Consider the following 18,812-nt stretch of genomic DNA (forward strand, 5'->3'; position numbering starts at 1 on the left):
TAACATACCAAGCTATAGCTTAGAAAAAATCAAGTCCTACGTCTTATAATAGTAGCACAATATCGTTTTAAACCAGTTATTAGAATTATCATAGAATTAAATAATAATTTTTAATCTAACTATTTTCAGTTTTACACATACTTACTATATCTTTAGATAACGTTATAAGTATGATAAATTCGCTAAATTGTAAATAAAACCGATTAAAAGTATGTTTTATTTGTATTTCATCAGAAAAGGAATTACTTTTGACTATAATATCTTAATAAAACCGATGAGTAACACTATCCTTAATTGCTTTGTAGTAGATGATTCTAGTATACAAAGACTGGCTATCGTAAAAATGATTGAAAGTCACCCTAATTTAAAGTTAATGGGTGAATTTAGCAATGCGGTAGAGACGAAAACAGCCTTAAAAGAACAAGACATAGACCTTATATTTCTAGATATAGAGATGCCTATTCTTACGGGGTTTGATTTATTAGATGATCTTATAGAAAAGCCTGGTGTCATATTTGTTACGGGGCAAACTAAATATGCCTTTAAAGCATTTGACTATGCTGCAATAGACTACCTGCAAAAGCCTATTATGAAGGACCGTTTTCTCTATTCTGTCGAACGTGCACTACTTGCACAAAAGATGAAAACAGAATTGATTGAAGATCGTGGAGAGTTTATTTTTGTAAAAAGCAACCTTAAGAAGCGGAAAGTATATCTCAAAGAACTGCGGTATATTCAAGCATTAGGCGATTATGTGAAATTAATTACTGATGAAGATAGCTTAATTGTTCTATCAACTATGAAAACATTTGAGAGCACCCTGCCGGAAGTAGATTTTTTACGCATACACAAATCTTATATTATAAATCTTCGGAAAGTAGAGAAATTTAACTCTAAAGCTGTAGAGCTTGGCAGTGAAGTTCTTCCTTTAAGTCGCAATAGAAAATCAGATTTGATTGATGCGTTATCCCAATTTTAGAAAAACATTTAGTAGACCTACTTGGCTAATTTCTGAACTATTTTGACAATCTTTATCTTAAACGGCGGTTATTTTTTACTTATTTAGCTTTCGCGAAAGCGGAACCCTAATATTCTAAATTTAATAAGCATCTACGTCTATGTTACAACGTACAGAACGATACTGATTAATAGTTTCAAAACTTTTCTTTATTTTCATTATATAACCTTTCACTTGATCAGAAGGTTGCTGTTTTGTCATTTTTATAATCACGTGGATATTATATAGATTTCTAACGCGTGAAACTGGAGGAAACTCCGGACCTAGCACCACCACCCCGTGCGGAATCTGATTGAGAGCGTCTACAAACCAAGTACTAGAATCTAACGTAGTTTGATAATCGCGATGTTTAAATGTAATCCTTATCAATCTTTGAAATGGTGGGTATTTAAACTGATACCGCTCCTCAATCTGCTCTTTATACATGGTATGGAAGTCATAAGAGCTTACTTGTTGTAGAATCATGTGCTCTGGATGGTAACTTTGTATCAACACTTTGCCTCTTTCTTTAGTACGTCCAGCTCTTCCTGCTACTTGGGTAAGCAGTTGAAAGCACCTTTCGTGCGCCCTGAAATCGGGAAAATTGAGCATGGAGTCTGCATTCATAACACCTACTAGACTAACGTTTCTAAAATCCAGTCCTTTAGTAAGCATCTGAGTTCCTATCAAACAGTCTATTTCTCCAGCATCCATTTGTTGAATAAGCTTTTGGTAAGAATTTTTACCTCTGGTAGTATCTAAATCCATACGCGCTACTTTCTGGTTAGGAAATAACACCAAGAATTCCTGTTCTATTTGTTCCGTTCCGAATCCTTTTGTATCTAGCGCGTTGCTAGAACAAGATGGACATTCCTTAGGAACAAAAGTATGGTAACTGCAGTAGTGGCATCTCAACTGTCCTTTATATTTATGGTACGTAAGACTTACGTCACAATTAGGGCATTGTGGTGCATTTCCACAAGTACCACATTCCATTATAGGCGCATAACCTCTCCTATTCTGAAAGAGGATAACTTGATTATTATTTTTAAATGCTTGCTGCATTTGATCAATAAGCGTATCAGAAAAATGACCTTTCATTTTTTTACGCTTGTGTTTTTCTTTGATATTAACCATATTGATCTCTGGCATCTGGACATTTCCAAATCGCTTTTTCAACTCTACTAAATGGTATTTACCTGAATTAGCATTGTAATAGCTCTCTAATGAAGGTGTGGCACTCCCTAAAAGAACCGAAGCCTTTTTCATATGACCCAATACTATTGCAGCGTCTCTAGCGTGATAGCGAGGAGCTGGATCATACTGCTTAAAACTAGTTTCATGCTCTTCATCTATAAGGATCAACCCTAGCTTTTGAAATGGCAACAACATGGCACTACGAGCCCCTATTACCACGTATGGCTCTTTTGCGTTAATCACATGATTCCAGACCTCTAGTCTTTCATTGAGGTTGTATTTAGAATGATAGATGAGCACCTGATGTTTAAAAAAAACTTTTAATCTAGATATCAATTGTGTTGTCAGTGCAATTTCTGGCAACAAATAAAGGGATTGATTGCCCTTTTCTAGTTGTTCTTTGATGAGTTCTACGTACAATTGGGTCTTACCGCTTGAAGTAACACCATGAAGTAAAACCGTTTTAGGTATTTCAAAACTACTTTTAATTTCTTGCAAAGCACGAGATTGATCTTCATTAAGCTCATACAAATCAATTCCTTCTTCTTCATTGTCCAGTACTCGATCTATTTCTTTTTTAATTTCAACAAGAATACCTTTAGAAACTAAAGATTTTATGACAGCACCTGTTACATTTGCCCTTTGTATAAGTTGCTTTTTTGTGATGTCATTGAGATGTCCTGACTGCATCATGAAAAGCGTCATGACTGCTTCTCTTTGTTTAGGAGCACGTTGCAGCTCTTTTAGTAAAGATTTTAAACTTTCTTCCTCTTTTAATTTTTCTTGAAGGAAAATATATTTTTCAGTTTTGGGCTTGTACGTATTATAGAGCTCCTCTTGCAGGATAATAAAATCCTTTTCTAACATTCTTTGTAAGATAGGTAGCACACTCTTTCTATCCAAAATATCCATGACCTCTTGCACTTTCAAAGCATTGCGACTCTCAAGTGCCTCCATAACAAGAAATTCTCGATCGTTTAACATCGACTCTTCTATAAACGTTGACTCGTTTTTCAAAACAGTGGTCTCGCTCTCTAATAAAAAAGACTTTGGAAGTGATGCCCGCATGACCTGACCTACTGCACATAAATAATAGGAACTTATCCATTCCCAAAATTTAAGTTGGTCTTCAGTAACTACTGGTGTTTCGTCAATAATAAACTCGATATCCTTTACCTCATAAGTCGCTGTATTTTCTCGGTGTATTCGGTGAACAATACCCGTATAGATTTTTGATTTACCAAATGGCACAGCAACTCGCATGCCTGGTTTTAAAAAATCAAATTCAGCAGGATTGACCGTATAAGTAAAATAACGCTCTAGGGGAAGGGGTAATATAACATCAATAAAGTGCGGCATAATATGTAAAAATAAGAAGCGTATTTGGTTTTATGAACTTTGGCTTCATGTAAAAGCAAAAAAATTAAATACAATCTTGTGTTTTTCAATTCTACCTGACATTCTAATTATTACATCTCGTCAATAATAGCATTTATAAGCTACGTAATTGAGGTGTATAAAATACTTTCACGCTTAGCAATTTGAATAACTCGCTTTGCTTTTTTTAAGGCTTGTTTGTATCTACCTACTTTAAAATATAATGCAGCAAATGTATCAGCATTGTAGCATGTTTTCTGTAATTCAATAGAACGCATGACAACTTCAATCGCTTTGAATAAAATAGGATCATCATCATGCTGTTTCTATACATGCCATGCCAGTGAATTTAATTTAGTTGATTCGTTCCAAACACCAGCAATTGTCGATATAGAAAACTTGTCCAAATCTCCGTGCACTGCATTGCATCTTAAAAAACAGAGTCTGAATCCCTGAAAAAACTTGAGGTAGAAACATTAAAATGCTCTTTAAGCAACTCATCAATAATCTCTTTTATTTCACTTTTAGACATTACACCTTTTGTAAGGTAGAAGTTAATGAAGGTTAACAAGAAAAAATAAGTGGATATCGCATCAATACTTAGAGTGTCATCGACTTCGTTTTTATCAACGTCAATTTTACAGAAACCAACCGTATCTTCATATTCTTTAGTAAATTTTTATAGGATAGGATCCCTTATTTTACAAGGCCCGCACCATATGGGATAAAAGTCTAGGACCATAAGCCTATCATTATTTATCAATAATTTTTACTTGGCATCATCATCTGCACTTTCCATTTGCCCTTGAATTGTCGTAAAAGGATCAACAGAACGAAAAGACAAAGTTTTTTTGAACCATAAATAAATATATAATGGTGGGCAAACTAAAATTAACATATGCGATTTACCTTCTTAAAGGTACATGTAAAATTTACTAAATGAAGGTGTATATTGCTTTCGCAAAAGCGGAATACACACTTGACTTTATTAAAAATAGACAATGACTATGTTAACAAACCTGTTGAGAACCTAAATGAATTAACTCGAGATGAATCAATGTGCAATCATACCTTTATAAAAAAAGGAATTGTTATGAATAGCAGAGACGAATATCTAGTAGCCCTAAGGCCCGAAATCCCTGGTGCTCGAATAGATGAAAATATGAGCGACGAAGAGCGTTTTCAAAACATGACATTGCGACCCATTGCCAAATTACAAAATGATCTTCTAATTGCCGTTTTTAGAAATTATATCAAGAAACACAAAAATGTCTTTTGTGGACTTACCGCTAATAAACGCATCGATTACATAGAAAATGCAGTAAATAGAGATCAGAAATTCAGAAGTTCTCTCAAAGGGATTCTTATGGGGTTATTTACAATTGTAGAATTTGAACACTATATTTCTAATTCTAGTGCACTCAACAAGCGTATGATGAATCTTGTACGAGAGCGATTAATTAGCAATATACAATTGTTTGAAAAGCCTGCGATAGAACTATAACAAATACTCACCATTAAGGTTTGTGTTCAGAACATCTGTCATATAATCAAGAAATGGCCTTGCCGTTTTAAACGAATCGTTTACGACCGCTGAGAAATCTGCATTCCGTACTTCTTTATCCGTAAACGACTTCATAAAATAGAAAGATTTAAATTTGATAAGATCCATGTCGGGATGGTTTTTATTAAAATTTCTAGGGGCTGTTTTTAATTGATCTCCTAAAAGTTTTCCCCAGCATTTTTTAAAGGTGTCCTCATTACATAAAGAGCGGAATTCTTTTGCATCCAACTCAATTTCTTTTCTAATCCTTAGAAGATCTTCTTTTTCTGGTGCAAAAAAGCCAATTCCTATTACATGTTCGTGAGGTTTAACACGCATAAAATAGCCACCTCTCCTTTCTAAACCTGCCCTTATCCAGTTGATACTAAAATGTGTTTTAAAAGGTGACTTATCCTTTGAAAAACGTATATCTCTATAAATTCTAAAAGTTTTAGCTCTTTCAATCACATCATGCTGATTAAGATTTGTTGCCATTATAGCTGCAAAACTCTTGAAGTCACTATCCAATTTTTTAAAACAAGACTTTTGTTCTTCAAACCATGGTTTATTATTGTTTTGAGCAAGCTCTTCTAAAAAGTTTATTAATGCAGGATCTATCATAAAAAAAGCCTTTGTTTTATCAAAGTCAAGTTAAAAATTTATTTGATGGAGACCTATCTAATAATAAGTTTTCTAGTACTAAATGTACTTCCATCTCCTACTCTAACAAGATATATACCAGGTTTAAAACTTGAGACTTCAATATTCTCTTCAAATCTACCTGTATTCTCGAAAGAGGTATTAATAATCTGCTTTCCCAAAATATCGTAAACTGATATAGAGATTTTATGACCAGATAACTGTTCTTTTAACGCTATGGTAAACTGATCTTTTGTTGGATTAGGATACATAGTGAATTTTGATGTTTCCTCAGAGTTACTGGAAAGCGTACCTGAGTTTGCACCAGTTATTACAAGTGTATAATCCTGAGCGGCACCTATTAAACTGCCTTTATGCGTTACATTGATCGTAAAATTGCCTGTTAATTGATCGATTTCAATTTTTTCAAAGTTATCTACATCGTTTACTCCTGTAGTTGCTGCAATCGTTGGATTAACAGGATCTAATTTCCAAGGACGGTAAATAACTCCAGCCGAAGAAGTGACTATTAAATCAAGATCATTTTCAATCATTGCGGCTCTGTCATCTTCAGAAGACGAAGGTAAATTTTGTCTTAAAGTAGCAGGATCTGTCCAGGATATTGATATCGTGAGTACATCCCCAAAAGCTGTATTTCCAGTGGCAGTTACTGTTTTTGAATAAGTAGCCCCTTCTGAAAGATTAAGCTCTGCAATGGAACTTGCATTCGCCAAATTTGCGATTGCTATAGCTGCTTTTTCTGTATTTAAAAGTCCCCAGCCAAAGGAATAGTCCGGACCATTACTCGCCCCAGCTTCATCAACCGTATGTAATATAACCCCTTTTAAAGTGGCTGCTTTCATAAAATCGTTATGCAAGTTATTATAATATTGTTGTAATAAAATGGCTCCACCAGCAACTGCTGGAGAAGACATTGATGTACCGCTTTTATTTATGTACTGACTATCTCCTGTGTAATCTGTGCTATACATGTCAACTCCTTTGGTGCTGATATCCGGCTTCACTCTGCCATCGTCAGTAGGACCGTAACTGCTAAACCGAGCATTTGCTACACTAGAAGGCCCTGCATAATTTGCAACACCATTTGTAGCTCCTACGGTTAAAACATTTTTTGCATTAGCATTAGAAGTAAGCAAATCAAAACCACCATCAGGAAGGTTTGCACCGAGGTTACGAGAATTACCGGCACTAGTTACGATTAAATAATAAGGATAATTTTGAGCTAACAAATCCCATTCTTGTGCGCGATTATCATATTTGCCCAATAAAGCCACTGGTACCGCATCAGCAGGTATTCCATAACTGTGATTGGATACTAGCATCCCATTAGCAGCTTCAAATGCCATTTCGATCTCGTCTGCACCTTGCATTTGTGTTTGTCTAAATCTATAGGATTTAATACTCACCTGTGGTGCTATCCCACGTGCATTTAAATCGCCTATACCATTTGAAGCAATAGTGCCAGCTACATGAGTAGCATGACCATCTAAAACAGTGAGAAATTCACCAGGTATGATTCTTCCAGAAAAAGCATTATGAGTATCCCTTACCTTATCTCCATCCCAAACACCTACAATCATTCCCTGGCCTTCTATGTTTAGACCTAGTAAACCTCCTGTTTGTAAAGACCTTGCATTTTGCATTTGTGCGGCCTCATCATTCATCGTACTCACGTACATAGGCACATCTAAATAATTTACCGTAATTAGTGAGGCAATGCTCCCGTCTTTTGTAACAAGAGTATCTGGCCAATTGTACAAGGCTTTTAATTTTACAAGTCTTTTATTTTGCTTTTCGAATGTATCAGCAAAGTAAGTATTAAGGAGGTTTATTTTCTCTTGATCATAAGTACTTGCAATTTTTGCTTTTTCTTGTTTGGTTTGTCCATAAGAGACAAAATTGTTAGCAGTCACAAAGATTATGAAAATTAAAAAATTGTATTTAAGCATGATTCTGTATTTTGTAGTAAATCCGAGTTATTGATAAATATATATGGCTCTTAATCATTATCTAAAGCAATTTTATTGCACATTTTTATCGCGAGAGCAATTTAATTAAAAACCTTGCTATTTATGTGAGTTTATTATAATTATTTGGTTTTAAAATGATGCCAAAATCATAAAAGTAGAAGTCTAAGGTCAAATTTAAAACAAATCCAATTATTTACCCACTACACAAAACAATAGTCGGTAGTAAACTTGAAGAGCGCATTGAAATGATAAGGCAATAGATTCATCTGTAAAGTGGGTGAAAAAATATAGGGAAACAGTTTGTTTTTAAATCTGCAGATAACACAATGCTAGTAAATACATGACAAATTACGTATCAACAACCTCACTGATTTAAAAGGTTTTTATAACAACGTTTAAAAGCCTGTTTCACTCCTGGTTACCCAACAAGGATATCTTAAAATTATGAGGGGTTAAATTGATGAGAACTATGCCTACACGGCTTTCAAAAAAACTTCTTTAGTGAGTTTTACCACTATTCTCATGACTTTCATACAGTATTTATAGTAATGCCCTTTAGATATAAAATAATCAAATATCTAATTGTCTTTCCATTCACACTCCTTAAAAATTCTATTTTTCCGTTAGAAATCGTTTATCTCATATAATATTTATTACGTATCCTATGGTTAGGAGAACTTCCTTTTCTAACCGCTACAGCTGCTTTCGATGTCAGACTTAGATATTCTTTAAAAGTTTTCTTTTCCTTTACAAATGTTTCTCGATATAGGTTCTCAATCCTCAACCTTTTTCCGGTACAGCATTTTTATTAAGAATGAACAGTAATACAAAAGAAACACCTCCATCTCATTTTTGAAAATTAGTTTTGTATGAGAAAGGGAAAGCACAGAGATGCTGTCATCTATTCCGCTAGGAATCTTATTCGTTGTAGGATTATTATAATAATTAGCCTTTAATTTAACAAAGGCAAACAATACATACTGTTTTCAGAAAATATGCGAATTGCCTTTGAATCGCTTCTAAATTTATTGTACCGACATGGCTGTTCTGATCTAGATAATTCCCTTTTCTTGGTAAGCTATACTTATGATTTTAACGATAAAAGATAAAGGCTAGTTTTATACAGCTGATCATCAATAGTCGATTATTTTATAGTTCAAAGACTTAATAAAAAAACATTTAGATAGCTCATTTTAAAGCATCTTTTATTAGCATATACTAATGTTGCCACTCTTCACTCTTTCCTTGTGGTTATATCGGGTGGTTATGGAAACGGGATACAAAAGAGTCAACAGCCAAAAGATACGGTGGTCACAACCTTGGTGTATAAATAACCGCTTTTTATAAGAAAAGTCTAATTGTTGATAAAAATGTTATGCTACTAGTTATATATAAAATATCTTTGTTCGCATATGTTTGAAAGTAATTTGATCTAAAAACCCTTTCGATTTTAGTAAATTTAATTTCATTATTTAATTCAAAAGAAGCTAATATCACTAATTAATAATTCCAAGATGAAATTTATAGTATCTAGTTCTTATCTACAAAAGCACCTCCAACTATTGGGTGGTGTCATCAATAATAACAACACATTACCAATTTTAGACAATTTCCTTTTAGAATTAACTGGTAATGAGCTTAAGGTATCTGCCAGTGATATGGAAACTACTATTGTAACCAAGCTTGATGTGGAGAGTGAAGATGATGGAAGCATCGCTTTACCAGCAAAATTATTATTAGACACGCTTAAAACATTTCCAGAACAGCCACTTACTTTTAATTCTGTAGACACAATGATGACCGTAAGTCACGATAAAGGTAAGTCTGAAATAGCTTGTGCAGCTGCAGAAGAATTCCCGAAATCAGTTTCTATCTCAGAACCCAGCAGCACAACCATAATGGGAGATACTCTTGCAACAGCCATTAACAAAACTATATTTGCTGCCGGTAATGATGATCTTAGACCAGTAATGAGCGGTGTCTTTTTTCAATTTGCAAGTGATTCATTAACATTTGTAGCTACAGACGCACACAAACTAGTCCGTTACAAAAGAGAAGACCTTACGGCAAGTCAGACTGCCGAATTTATTATGCCTAAAAAACCTTTGAACCTTCTTAAAGCGATGCTTCAAGGAAGCGAGTCAGAAGTGCTTGTAGAGTATAATGAGAGTAATGCACAATTTAGTTTTGACAGTACAAATATCATATGCCGATTAATTGATGGTAAATACCCTAATTACGAAGCGGTAATTCCTAAAGAAAATCCCAACAGACTTACTATTTCAAGAACTCAATTTTTAAATTCTGTTAGACGTGTTAGTATTTTCTCTAATAAAACGACGCACCAAATTAGACTTAAAATGGCTGGTGCAGAGCTTAACATAAGTGCTGAGGATCTAGATTACAGCAATAAAGCAGACGAGAGACTTACTTGTGATTATCAAGGTGATGACATGCAAATAGGCTTTAACAGCAGGTTTCTTATTGAAATGCTTAACAACTTAACTTGTGAGGATGTTTCTCTAGAAATGTCACTACCTAACCGCGCAGGTATTCTAACGCCTGTCGACGGTCTAGATGAAGGTGAGAATGTGACTATGCTTGTGATGCCAGTAATGCTCAATCAATAAATAGACAAATAGATCATATAAAAAATGCTCGCAAATTGCGAGCATTTTTTGTTATAAATAGTAAGCTCATCACACACCGTTAAGATCCTACTAAGTAACGTTCTCTAATGATCTTTTCATGATGCAAATTATGCCCAACTATGATAAAAGGAATGACACGTGGCGTCATTATTTTATCACTGGCAGTTCCCTTAAAAATTAAGGAAACATCGCTTGCATTTTTAAACAATTCAATAGTAGCATCTCTAGTGGTTTTTAAGGATTGTAATACATCTGCTTTCGCGAAAGCTAAATCCCCTAGATTATCTACAAATAAATCTTGATCAAAACTCGGTAAAGAGGTTGGATCTCCCCTCATAAAACAAAGGGCACGATAAGCAAAAACTCGTTCCGTATCGATATTATGCATCATAACTTGACCAATAGACCATTTATTTGGCGCATAACGGTAACTCAAAGGCACCTCAATAGATTTGAGGAGATTTAGCGAATTATACAGTGAATTCTCTAAAGTATCAAAAAGACTTAACGAAGGATCAATAAGATTCAAATAAGGTTGATAATACGCAGGATATTCATCTGCTGAAATGTTATTAAACGTGACCATCTACAAGTCTTGAAAAACTTTGTGTAACAATCTTTTTTTATCGTTGATACTTTCTTCTAAACTGATCATAGTCTCTGTTCGACTGACGCCATCAATATCATCAAGCATAAAAATAATCTTCTTTGCGTGAGTGGTATCTTTGGCTCGTATCTTACAAAAAATATTAAACTTTCCAGTGGTAATATGGGCTACCGTCACAAAAGGTATTTCTTTAATCCTACTCAATACAAATTGTGTAGTGCTTGTCTTTTCCAGAAATACACCTATGTAAGCAATAAAAGTATATCCCAACTGATGGTAGTCTACCGTTAAAGAAGATCCATGTATAATTCCTGACTCTTCCATCTTTTTAACCCTTACATGTACAGTTCCGGCGCTTATATGTAGTCTTTTTGCTATATCTGTAAACGGAGTCCGGGTATTTTCGATAAGCACATCAAGAATTTGCTTATCAATATCATCAATTTTTGCCATAATAATGTATTCTACTAATAATTTTATACAAAAGAAGGACAATTGCTGATAATAAACTAACAAAAAGAAGTATTTTACAATTAATTAGCAAATATTTTAATATTTAAAGATTCCGAATAGATTTCTAAGTCACCCGTAACAATCAAATCGTTTTTAAAATGCTGATCCTGCTCTAAATCTATAACTCTATGACCGTTAAGCACTTCTTTTCTATTGATGCCTATTAATACGGGAACGAAATAAAGACAACTATCTTTTACTTGTTCGTGATATCTTATGGATAATGATTGATTTCCCGAGGTTGCTTTATAGTTTTTAATCAAAATATCTACATAATTAGCACTCATTTTGGGAATAGCTTTATAATTGGTCCAAGTACTTTCTTTGTCAAAAGAAATATTACTTACAGAGGTTATTGCAATTTTTAAGGCTTTGGTCAGTAATAAAGTTGCCTCGTCTCTAGAATAATCAAAACCAGAATGGCCTGCCTCAAATAGGATTGTAGGCACATCTTTACTCATCATAAAATCCCCTACGCAGTTGATGTTGAAATCATCATTATACCTTCCTATAATTCCAGAGACCTCTTTTCCTAATTTCTTGTGAATATCATTAATAATACTCATGGATTGCGTGCGTGCTCTTTTAAACAGCTTCCTTTCATCGCCAGCAGGGGCAAGAAATGAAACTTGTGCTGGCATGATACCATCTTCTGAACCATAAATGGAACGCTGTCCATGAAGGTTGAAACAATAATCTGGTTTAAAGTCATCAAAAACTTTTTGCAATAAGATACTTTCTGGTTGAGATAACGAAACTGCATCTCTGTTTAAATCGACCTTATTTGCATTTACCCTTGTCCAAGCATCAGCACCATCAGGATTTAATACAGGAATAATGTATAATTCAATATTTTTAATTATTTGAAATAAATCATCGCTGGCTAGCAGTTCACATATGGCTCTAGTAGTAGTAGATTCATTCCCATGCATTTGAGACCACGCTAAAACTTTAATTTTCCCAGAACCTATTTTAAGACCATAAACAGAACGTTTAAGAACCGACTGACCTATCTCTAAATTTTTGAGGATAGAACCGTTCAGACTTTTCACAACAGATCCAAAGTAATTTTCAAATTGGGAATAGGTGTAATATCTAGTAAGCATGTACAAATTAAAGTTTACAGAAAGCTCAAGGCCCGTCTAGTTCAATATAAAAATCATCATACAAATGTAAACTCTTTATAGTTGACAAAAGTAAACATCAGCAATGTTACATCTGTAAACATTACAAGTTCCTCAACAGGTTACAATTGTAATCACGCTTGATACCACTAAATGAAACATTAATTTTAAGAAAGACCTTGTTGAGCTGATATTTACTTTTATAAGGTTTTATTTGTTCAATTTCAGTATGTTGTACACCTCTATATAAAGTTATAATTCATAATATAAATAGCTATTACTCTCCTAGTTTTCCTAGATAAACCATGCTGTTTACAATAATAAACACATTTGTAAACCTTATTTTGTTTACTTTTGTAACCTATGGTGAATTCAGCGGATTTTTCGAAACGATTACAAAAAATTATGGATAGAAATGATTTAAACGCATCTTCCTTTGCCGAACGTATTCATGTGGGGCGTAGTTCCATATCACATATCCTTTCTGGACGCAACAAACCTAGCTTGGACTTTGTGGTCAATACCGTAAAGGAGTTTCCAGAAGTTGATCTTTATTGGTTGTTAAATGGTAACGGAACTTATCCCAAAACAGAGATGCCGCAAGCCTCCAATCCTACGGGTAGCTACTCTACTTCTATTCCTCAAGATAAAAAAGGAGATCCTAGTCTTTCTGAATCTACTAAAACAAAATCCCAAGATTTATTTTCAACTGCAGAAAATGAAAAAATTCCTTTTAAAATTAAATCAGTTGAAGGGAAAAATATACAAAAAATAATTTTATTATATAACGATGGAAGTTTTGAATATTTTATACCTTAACTACCAATTCAAGAATTAACTTTGTAAAAAAAGATCTAGATGAAGTATTCACCTCTATTTATTCTTATGTTGATAGTGACAACGGGCTGTTATGAAAACACGAGAGATTGTAAAGATTATCAAGAAGGCACTTTTATCTGGGAGCAAGAAAGTGGTGGGAAATTATTAAAGACTGAGTTTACTCGTACAAAAGATTTACAAATTGAGCGATTTGAAAATACAGTTGATACTTCTAAAATAGAATGGATAAATGATTGTGAGTGGAGAGTAATTCCGATTGATCCTAAAACAAACGCCGAAAGTCGCGCGTACCTTTTTAAAATCTTAAGCACCAAAAAAGATTCTTACACTTTTGAATTTAAACAATCCGGTCGGGACCAGATATTTACAGGAACAGCTCTTAAAAAGTAAGCAACACGGTTTAGAGTGTTGAAATAGTTGCTATTTAAATACTCTAATTAATAATTTGGTTAACCTAAGAAGTATACGGGTAGCCGACCTATTATTTTTATATCACTACATATAAATAAAGTACGAGGAGTAAAAGGTAAATAGATTACATGATTCAAGTGGTATTTATTCCATCCGTTCTATATTGTTTATTTATGTTGCTTTATCCTATACAGAAATTTTATAAAGTTGGTGGAACTTTAATAAAGTCTAAAGTGTATGTATATAAAAATACAAGCTCTAATGACTTTATTATTATTCTACAAAAGAATCCATTCCATAAAGTATATAAAACTTATCTTACAACGAGGTGCTTACGGTTTTAATAGAATCTCATAAATACGAAACACCGGTCATTGAAGCCGCGTAAGAAGAATTTATCACACGTCTTCTAAGTGAAAAAGACTTAGAAAAAGTAAAGAAAGAATGGTACCAAAAAAAGTTATAAAAAGAATCGCTTTTAAGAAATCCTTCCTCTTCTAAATATATTTTAAAAAAAAAACGTCCATATTTTAACGGTTAAAAAATCTACTGATCATATACATATTCAGATAATTGTAATTGCTGTAATTTTTATGTTGATCAGCCTATCAACTTAGTTCAATAACTGATGGATATATTGTACATATCAAGTGATCTGGAGTGAAGAAATATATACCTCGTAGAACCTTTTATCATCATGCTTTTATGTCTAGTTACTGCCTTTTTATTTTATTAAAAGCACTGGTATGGATGGATTCTCATGATTTTTATTTATTTGTGACTTATTTAAAAAGGTCTCTTTAACGTGCCCTTCCTTATGATTCAGAAAATAGTATGTTTTCTATAATGACCTTAGGCTATTCCTTGTTATATGGGGTTATAATTTGGTTCTTATTAAATAAAAAGAGGAAGATGTATTTTGAAGTTGATAGAAAGAAGCGTCTTGTCGTTACTACTAGAGCTATCGCAATTAGCTTTATCCTTCTTGATTTAAACATTGGTGTATCATAAACTAAGTTAGTAATCACTTCAATTCTTATCATAATAACCTCTGTTCTACAGGAGGTGTTTTGATATATATGCAGCTATTTTTTAAATAACATAGAATTTAAATAGATAACTTTTACCCTGCAGAATAAAATTAAAAGGAAAGGCTCCTATTTACAGTAGTTTCACCATCTGTTTATTTGAGACAAGCTACATACTTCTATCACTTTTAATTACATATGGAACATTAATGAAATTCACCCTATTAAGAAAACGAACCGTTTAATGGAACATGAAAAAAAAAACACCTAATTCTGTTTTACTTATGCTTTCGTGAAAGCGTAAGTAAAACAGAATCTTTTTGAAAAATGGTTGAATGCTATACTTAGTAACTTTTTAAATAAGTTTCAAAAGTGATCTCTTTAGAGTAAAATGCCCTCTGTGTTCTTTACCGTAAGGATGAATATACTCCAATAATCTGATGATGGTAATGGAGACCCAAGGTACGTTTCATGGCAGTTAATACTGGTGTTTTTTACCGAAAACAATAAGTCCCCATAGCGATCAAAAATATTATTGTTTATAGTTTTAAAGAGTTCTGGGCGGCCTATTGTAAAGTAATCGTTAAAACCATTTTCATTTGGTGTATATAATCATGGGATGTCAAAGTGCCGTTATTCTTGTACTGGTTCCTACTCATAGAGAAATGTCCTCACATAAATGACATACAAACCAGTAGGCTGATTTCTGAAAACAGGACTGATTTGGTAAATAATACCATATAGAGTATTCATAACTACCTAGAATATAAAAGCTCTATGAACACCTACGCCACACTGGACGCAGACAGAAGCGTAACATTACAGGAGACAGACCTATTGCTATAATAGGTATAGATGAACGTTTAAAGGTTGTAGAGAGCCGCTCTCGTATTGGAAACATAATAATGTAAAGTAATCATAAATCTGCCCTATTTGTAATGACTGATAGGACAACTTTGAAAACGATGATTGAAAAACTCAAAAGTAAAAATGCAGATGAATTATATGAAAAAATGAATCAGAGACTTACCAACTTTTACACTTTATGGATCAAGACCATCACATTTGATAACGCAATAAATTAACATATAAAGATTTATTTCACAAGAACATATATATATATCAGGAAAAGGGAACCTTAGAAAACAGATCTTAGAGTTGTGTCAACCAAAAGAATAAAAGAAGTTCAATGATGACTAAATTACAGACCTATTTGAAACTTTAATTACCATAACCCGATGGAAGTCCTAAACAATAAAGTTGTAGCACTTATGGGTTGAACTCAGCACATAAACAAATAGGGTATTACTAAATGCTATGATCAAAATAACTACCAACAAAAAACGCCTTGCGAATTGCAAGGCGTTTGGTATATGTAAAACTTTAAGAAAGTTACTTCTTGAATTTTGAATATTTGTTTTTGAATTTATCAATACGTCCAGCAGTATCGATAAGTTTACTCTCACCCGTATAAAATGGATGGGAAGTGCGAGAAATTTCCATTTTTATAAGTGGATATTGTGTTCCCTCATGTTCGATAGTCTCACTTGTGTTAGCAGTAGATTTTGTAATGAACACTTCTTCATTAGACATATCCTTAAATGCTACTAATCTATAATTCTCTGGGTGTATTCCTTTTTGCATGACTTTAATCTTATTCTTTAGCGGCTGCAAATTTAATTATTTTTATTTAATTAACGGCCTTTTGGTTTTGTTTTATTTAAAACAAATGTAATCTATAAAAACACAACTCCTAGCTTTATATTTGCCTTCTCATTTAAAAATCATTTTTGTGGACAAAACAATCAAAAGAAATTCTTTTGTATTAGGGATTTTAGGAGCCATACTTACCATTGCCATCTACCTTTATATATGGAAAAACCAAGAGTATACAAACACTGATATAGGTTTAGCCATCAAGCTCTATCCTATCCTAATAGGTATTATTGCACAAATACTCGCCAGAAGGGCTGGGAAAGGTATCGTTTCCTTTAAACAAGTAGTACTGGCCTATTTTATTTGTATTCTAATTGTATTCTTTACAGAAGCATTAATTAATTACCTCATTTTTAATGTTTTTGACCCGTCTGCTAAAGAATTAGCTAATGATGCTTTGAGATCCGTTCATGCCAAAACACATAGCAGTCTGGCACAATCTCAAAATTTTACAGAGTCATCATATTCTGCTGGTGAGTTAATAAAAGGATTTTTTCCTGGAGTATTGCTCTGCATGATTCCTGGATTAATTACTGGAATAATAATTAGTAAAGCTCCACAACGATAGTTCTTCTCCTTTACATGTTTATATTTGATTCTTATATTGCAACACTGATCTATGAAAGATATATTAAAAAAAACTTCCTTTAAGCACGGTACCTTAGGTTTCATGATCTTTATCGTTGCCTACTTTACGATGTGGAAAATAGACTTAGGTCTGTTTCTAAACCCTCTTGTTACCTACCCTATTTTAATATTAATACTTATTTTGGGTGTTTACTCTCAAAAACAAGCAAAAAAAGAACTTGGTGGTCATCTGACTTTTAGCAGTGCTTTACTTTACTTTGTAGTCACTATTGCTATTGCTTTTTTAGGTTATGTGAGTGCTGGAATTCTTATATTTCACATTATTGATCCAGACGCCAAGAAAGAATTAGTGGAGCTTACCATTCAAGCTTCTATAGAGATGAGCAACAAAATGCTAGGATGGATGGGAATGAAAGAGGTCGCTGGACAAATTTCTGAAGATCAAATACGAGATTCTATGAAGTTAAGTCCTACACCATTTGGTACCGCAAGTCTTGTCATCGGGTATATAAGTAACCTTGCTTTTTATACGGTCGCTGGATTAATCTCTAGTTTAATTATTAAAAAAGATAGACTTTACGAGTTTGAATAAAACTAATCTCTCCATCGTCGTACCGCTTCTCAATGAGGCAGATTCGCTTCCAGAATTACAAGCATGGATTGATCGTGTCATGGAAAATACGAACCTTTGTTACGAAGTTATCTATATAGATGACGGCAGCACAGATGAGAGTTGGAGTATTATTAGTGCGCTTTCGCGAAAGCGAAAACAGGTTAATTCCCCTCAACTCGTAAAAGGTATCAAATTTCAATCTAATTATGGGAAATCACAAGCTCTTCACGCCGGTTTTAAGATTGCCCAAGGAAATGTAATCATCACTATGGATGCAGATCTTCAGGATTCTCCAGATGAGATTCTAGAGCTGTATCAGATGATTACAAAAGGCCATCACGACTTGGTTAGCGGTTGGAAAAAAAAGCGCTACGACAGTGTTCTCTCCAAAAACTTACCCAGTAAACTCTTTAATTGGGCGGCACGTAAGACCAGTGGTATACAGCTCAATGATTTCAATTGCGGTCTAAAAGCATACAAAAGCGATGTGGTAAAAAATATAGATGTTCATGGCGAGATGCACCGCTATATTCCTGTTCTAGCAAAAAATGCTGGGTTTACAGATATTACACAAAAGGAAGTGATCCATCAAGCTCGCAAATACGGCACTACTAAATTCGGTTACGAGCGTTTTATAAATGGCTTTTTAGACTTGATTACCATCGCCTTTATTTCCAAATATGGCAAACGGCCTATGCACCTTTTTGGTACCTTAGGAGTGATTATGTTTATGATAGGCTTTGTAATTGCAGGTTACATAGGCAGTTCAAAACTGTACCGCATGGCACATGATCTTCCTTACAGCCTTGTGACAGATAACCCCTGGTTTTTTCTCGCATTAACCAGTATGATTTTAGGAACACTATTCTTTATCTCAGGATTCTTAGGTGAATTGATCTTAAGAAGTGGCCAACACGGGATTCGTTATAGGGTCGCTGAAGAAATTTAGCAAGCATTATTAATAGTCAGATATATGT

The 18,812-nt window shown here is 33.7% G+C and carries 17 protein-coding genes and 1 pseudogene; 9 read left to right on the forward strand and 9 right to left on the reverse strand.

The genetic code is table 11. From position 1 onward, the window contains the following. The first annotated feature begins 274 nt into the window (after positions 1–274). Positions 275–979: a LytR/AlgR family response regulator transcription factor gene (locus ACJAT0_RS02850; RefSeq protein WP_415180430.1), complete on the forward strand. Its 705-nt coding sequence runs from the start codon at positions 275–277 to the stop codon at positions 977–979. Positions 980–1,099: 120 nt separating this feature from the next. Here the strand turns inward: ACJAT0_RS02850 and priA are convergent, their stop codons facing one another. Both priA and ACJAT0_RS02860 read right to left on the reverse strand, forming a co-directional pair. Then, the gene (gene priA, locus ACJAT0_RS02855; RefSeq protein ID WP_415180431.1) at positions 1,100–3,553 is read right to left on the reverse strand and encodes a primosomal protein N'; all 2,454 of its coding nucleotides are present in this window, start codon (positions 3,551–3,553) and stop codon (positions 1,100–1,102) included. A 697-nt stretch (positions 3,554–4,250) separates the two neighbouring features. Then, positions 4,251–4,313, reverse strand: coding sequence for a hypothetical protein (locus ACJAT0_RS02860; protein ID WP_415180466.1), 63 nt, complete (start codon positions 4,311–4,313; stop codon positions 4,251–4,253). Between the two features lie 351 nt (positions 4,314–4,664). Between ACJAT0_RS02860 and ACJAT0_RS02865 the strand changes: the two genes are divergently transcribed. Beyond that, positions 4,665–5,075, forward strand: a complete 411-nt coding sequence (locus tag ACJAT0_RS02865; RefSeq protein WP_374002258.1) for a glyoxalase — start codon at positions 4,665–4,667, stop codon at positions 5,073–5,075. Here the strand turns inward: ACJAT0_RS02865 and ACJAT0_RS02870 are convergent. Then, entirely contained in the window at positions 5,070–5,735 is a 666-nt protein-coding gene (locus ACJAT0_RS02870; protein WP_415180432.1) for a DUF2461 domain-containing protein, read from the reverse strand. The two genes, ACJAT0_RS02865 and ACJAT0_RS02870, sit on opposite strands and share 6 nt — an antisense overlap. 53 nt (positions 5,736–5,788) lie before the next feature. Then, positions 5,789–7,723, reverse strand: a complete 1,935-nt coding sequence (locus ACJAT0_RS02875; RefSeq protein ID WP_415180433.1) for a S8 family serine peptidase — start codon at positions 7,721–7,723, stop codon at positions 5,789–5,791. Between the two features lie 1,535 nt (positions 7,724–9,258). Between ACJAT0_RS02875 and dnaN the strand changes: the two genes are divergently transcribed. Continuing rightward, on the forward strand, positions 9,259–10,374 hold the full coding sequence (gene dnaN / locus ACJAT0_RS02880) for a DNA polymerase III subunit beta (protein ID WP_415180434.1): 1,116 nt from the start codon (positions 9,259–9,261) through the stop codon (positions 10,372–10,374). Between the two features lie 79 nt (positions 10,375–10,453). Here the strand turns inward: dnaN and ACJAT0_RS02885 are convergent, their stop codons facing one another. The 3 genes from ACJAT0_RS02885 to ACJAT0_RS02895 form a co-directional block, all read right to left on the reverse strand. After that, positions 10,454–10,981 (reverse strand): DinB family protein, encoded by a 528-nt coding sequence (locus tag ACJAT0_RS02885; RefSeq protein ID WP_415180435.1) that lies wholly within the window; start codon positions 10,979–10,981, stop codon positions 10,454–10,456. After that, positions 10,982–11,455: an Lrp/AsnC family transcriptional regulator gene (locus ACJAT0_RS02890; protein WP_374002263.1), complete on the reverse strand. Its 474-nt coding sequence runs from the start codon at positions 11,453–11,455 to the stop codon at positions 10,982–10,984. Between the two features lie 80 nt (positions 11,456–11,535). Then, positions 11,536–12,621, reverse strand: a complete 1,086-nt coding sequence (locus ACJAT0_RS02895; RefSeq protein WP_415180436.1) for a M14 family zinc carboxypeptidase — start codon at positions 12,619–12,621, stop codon at positions 11,536–11,538. A gap of 381 nt (positions 12,622–13,002) precedes the next feature. Here ACJAT0_RS02895 and ACJAT0_RS02900 point away from each other — a divergent pair, with 381 nt between their 5' ends. Both ACJAT0_RS02900 and ACJAT0_RS02905 read left to right on the forward strand, forming a co-directional pair. Next, entirely contained in the window at positions 13,003–13,458 is a 456-nt protein-coding gene (locus ACJAT0_RS02900; RefSeq protein WP_415180437.1) for a helix-turn-helix domain-containing protein, read from the forward strand. Positions 13,459–13,497: 39 nt separating this feature from the next. Continuing rightward, positions 13,498–13,869 carry a DNA topoisomerase IV gene (locus ACJAT0_RS02905; protein ID WP_415180438.1) on the forward strand — a complete coding sequence of 124 codons (372 nt, stop codon included), beginning with the start codon at positions 13,498–13,500 and terminating at the stop codon, positions 13,867–13,869. 1,430 nt (positions 13,870–15,299) lie between these two features. Here ACJAT0_RS02905 and ACJAT0_RS02910 read toward each other — a convergent pair. After that, a pseudogene (locus ACJAT0_RS02910) lies at positions 15,300–15,515 on the reverse strand (T9SS type B sorting domain-containing protein); the annotation flags it as partial. A 341-nt stretch (positions 15,516–15,856) separates the two neighbouring features. On the opposite strand from ACJAT0_RS02910, the gene ACJAT0_RS02915 reads away from it, so the two are divergent. Then, on the forward strand, positions 15,857–16,003 hold the full coding sequence (locus tag ACJAT0_RS02915; protein WP_415180439.1) for a hypothetical protein: 147 nt from the start codon (positions 15,857–15,859) through the stop codon (positions 16,001–16,003). A gap of 307 nt (positions 16,004–16,310) precedes the next feature. Here the strand turns inward: ACJAT0_RS02915 and ACJAT0_RS02920 are convergent, their stop codons facing one another. Then, on the reverse strand, positions 16,311–16,562 hold the full coding sequence (locus ACJAT0_RS02920) for a type B 50S ribosomal protein L31 (RefSeq protein ID WP_374001984.1): 252 nt from the start codon (positions 16,560–16,562) through the stop codon (positions 16,311–16,313). Between the two features lie 148 nt (positions 16,563–16,710). Between ACJAT0_RS02920 and ACJAT0_RS02925 the strand changes: the two genes are divergently transcribed. Genes ACJAT0_RS02925 through ACJAT0_RS02935 form a run of 3 tightly spaced genes read left to right on the forward strand, consistent with a single transcriptional unit; the run spans position 16,711 to position 18,784 of the window. Then, positions 16,711–17,202 (forward strand): DUF4199 domain-containing protein, encoded by a 492-nt coding sequence (locus ACJAT0_RS02925; RefSeq protein WP_415180440.1) that lies wholly within the window; start codon positions 16,711–16,713, stop codon positions 17,200–17,202. A 51-nt stretch (positions 17,203–17,253) separates the two neighbouring features. After that, positions 17,254–17,814 carry a DUF4199 domain-containing protein gene (locus ACJAT0_RS02930; protein ID WP_415180441.1) on the forward strand — a complete coding sequence of 187 codons (561 nt, stop codon included), beginning with the start codon at positions 17,254–17,256 and terminating at the stop codon, positions 17,812–17,814. Further along, complete coding sequence (locus ACJAT0_RS02935) at positions 17,807–18,784, forward strand: glycosyltransferase family 2 protein (RefSeq protein WP_415180442.1); 978 nt, start codon at positions 17,807–17,809, stop codon at positions 18,782–18,784. Before ACJAT0_RS02930 ends, ACJAT0_RS02935 begins: the two co-directional genes overlap by 8 nt. Positions 18,785–18,812 lie beyond the last annotated feature (28 nt).

The sequence above is a fragment of the Nonlabens sp. genome (assembly GCF_047636915.1).
Lineage (GTDB): Bacteria > Bacteroidota > Bacteroidia > Flavobacteriales > Flavobacteriaceae > Nonlabens.

What these genes read in the sequence shown, in the direction of transcription:
- ACJAT0_RS02850 (WP_415180430.1), top strand. Translation starts at nt 275, where the DNA reads ATGAGTAACACTATCCTTAATTGCTTTGTAGTAGATGATTCTAGTATA.
- priA (WP_415180431.1), bottom strand. Translation starts at nt 3,553, where the DNA reads ATGCCGCACTTTATTGATGTTATATTACCCCTTCCCCTAGAGCGTTAT.
- ACJAT0_RS02865 (WP_374002258.1), top strand. Translation starts at nt 4,665, where the DNA reads ATGAATAGCAGAGACGAATATCTAGTAGCCCTAAGGCCCGAAATCCCT.
- ACJAT0_RS02870 (WP_415180432.1), bottom strand. Translation starts at nt 5,735, where the DNA reads ATGATAGATCCTGCATTAATAAACTTTTTAGAAGAGCTTGCTCAAAAC.
- ACJAT0_RS02875 (WP_415180433.1), bottom strand. Translation starts at nt 7,723, where the DNA reads ATGCTTAAATACAATTTTTTAATTTTCATAATCTTTGTGACTGCTAAC.
- dnaN (WP_415180434.1), top strand. Translation starts at nt 9,259, where the DNA reads ATGAAATTTATAGTATCTAGTTCTTATCTACAAAAGCACCTCCAACTA.
- ACJAT0_RS02885 (WP_415180435.1), bottom strand. Translation starts at nt 10,981, where the DNA reads ATGGTCACGTTTAATAACATTTCAGCAGATGAATATCCTGCGTATTAT.
- ACJAT0_RS02890 (WP_374002263.1), bottom strand. Translation starts at nt 11,455, where the DNA reads ATGGCAAAAATTGATGATATTGATAAGCAAATTCTTGATGTGCTTATC.
- ACJAT0_RS02895 (WP_415180436.1), bottom strand. Translation starts at nt 12,621, where the DNA reads ATGCTTACTAGATATTACACCTATTCCCAATTTGAAAATTACTTTGGA.
- ACJAT0_RS02900 (WP_415180437.1), top strand. Translation starts at nt 13,003, where the DNA reads ATGGTGAATTCAGCGGATTTTTCGAAACGATTACAAAAAATTATGGAT.
- ACJAT0_RS02905 (WP_415180438.1), top strand. Translation starts at nt 13,498, where the DNA reads ATGAAGTATTCACCTCTATTTATTCTTATGTTGATAGTGACAACGGGC.
- ACJAT0_RS02915 (WP_415180439.1), top strand. Translation starts at nt 15,857, where the DNA reads ATGACTGATAGGACAACTTTGAAAACGATGATTGAAAAACTCAAAAGT.
- ACJAT0_RS02920 (WP_374001984.1), bottom strand. Translation starts at nt 16,562, where the DNA reads ATGCAAAAAGGAATACACCCAGAGAATTATAGATTAGTAGCATTTAAG.
- ACJAT0_RS02930 (WP_415180441.1), top strand. Translation starts at nt 17,254, where the DNA reads ATGAAAGATATATTAAAAAAAACTTCCTTTAAGCACGGTACCTTAGGT.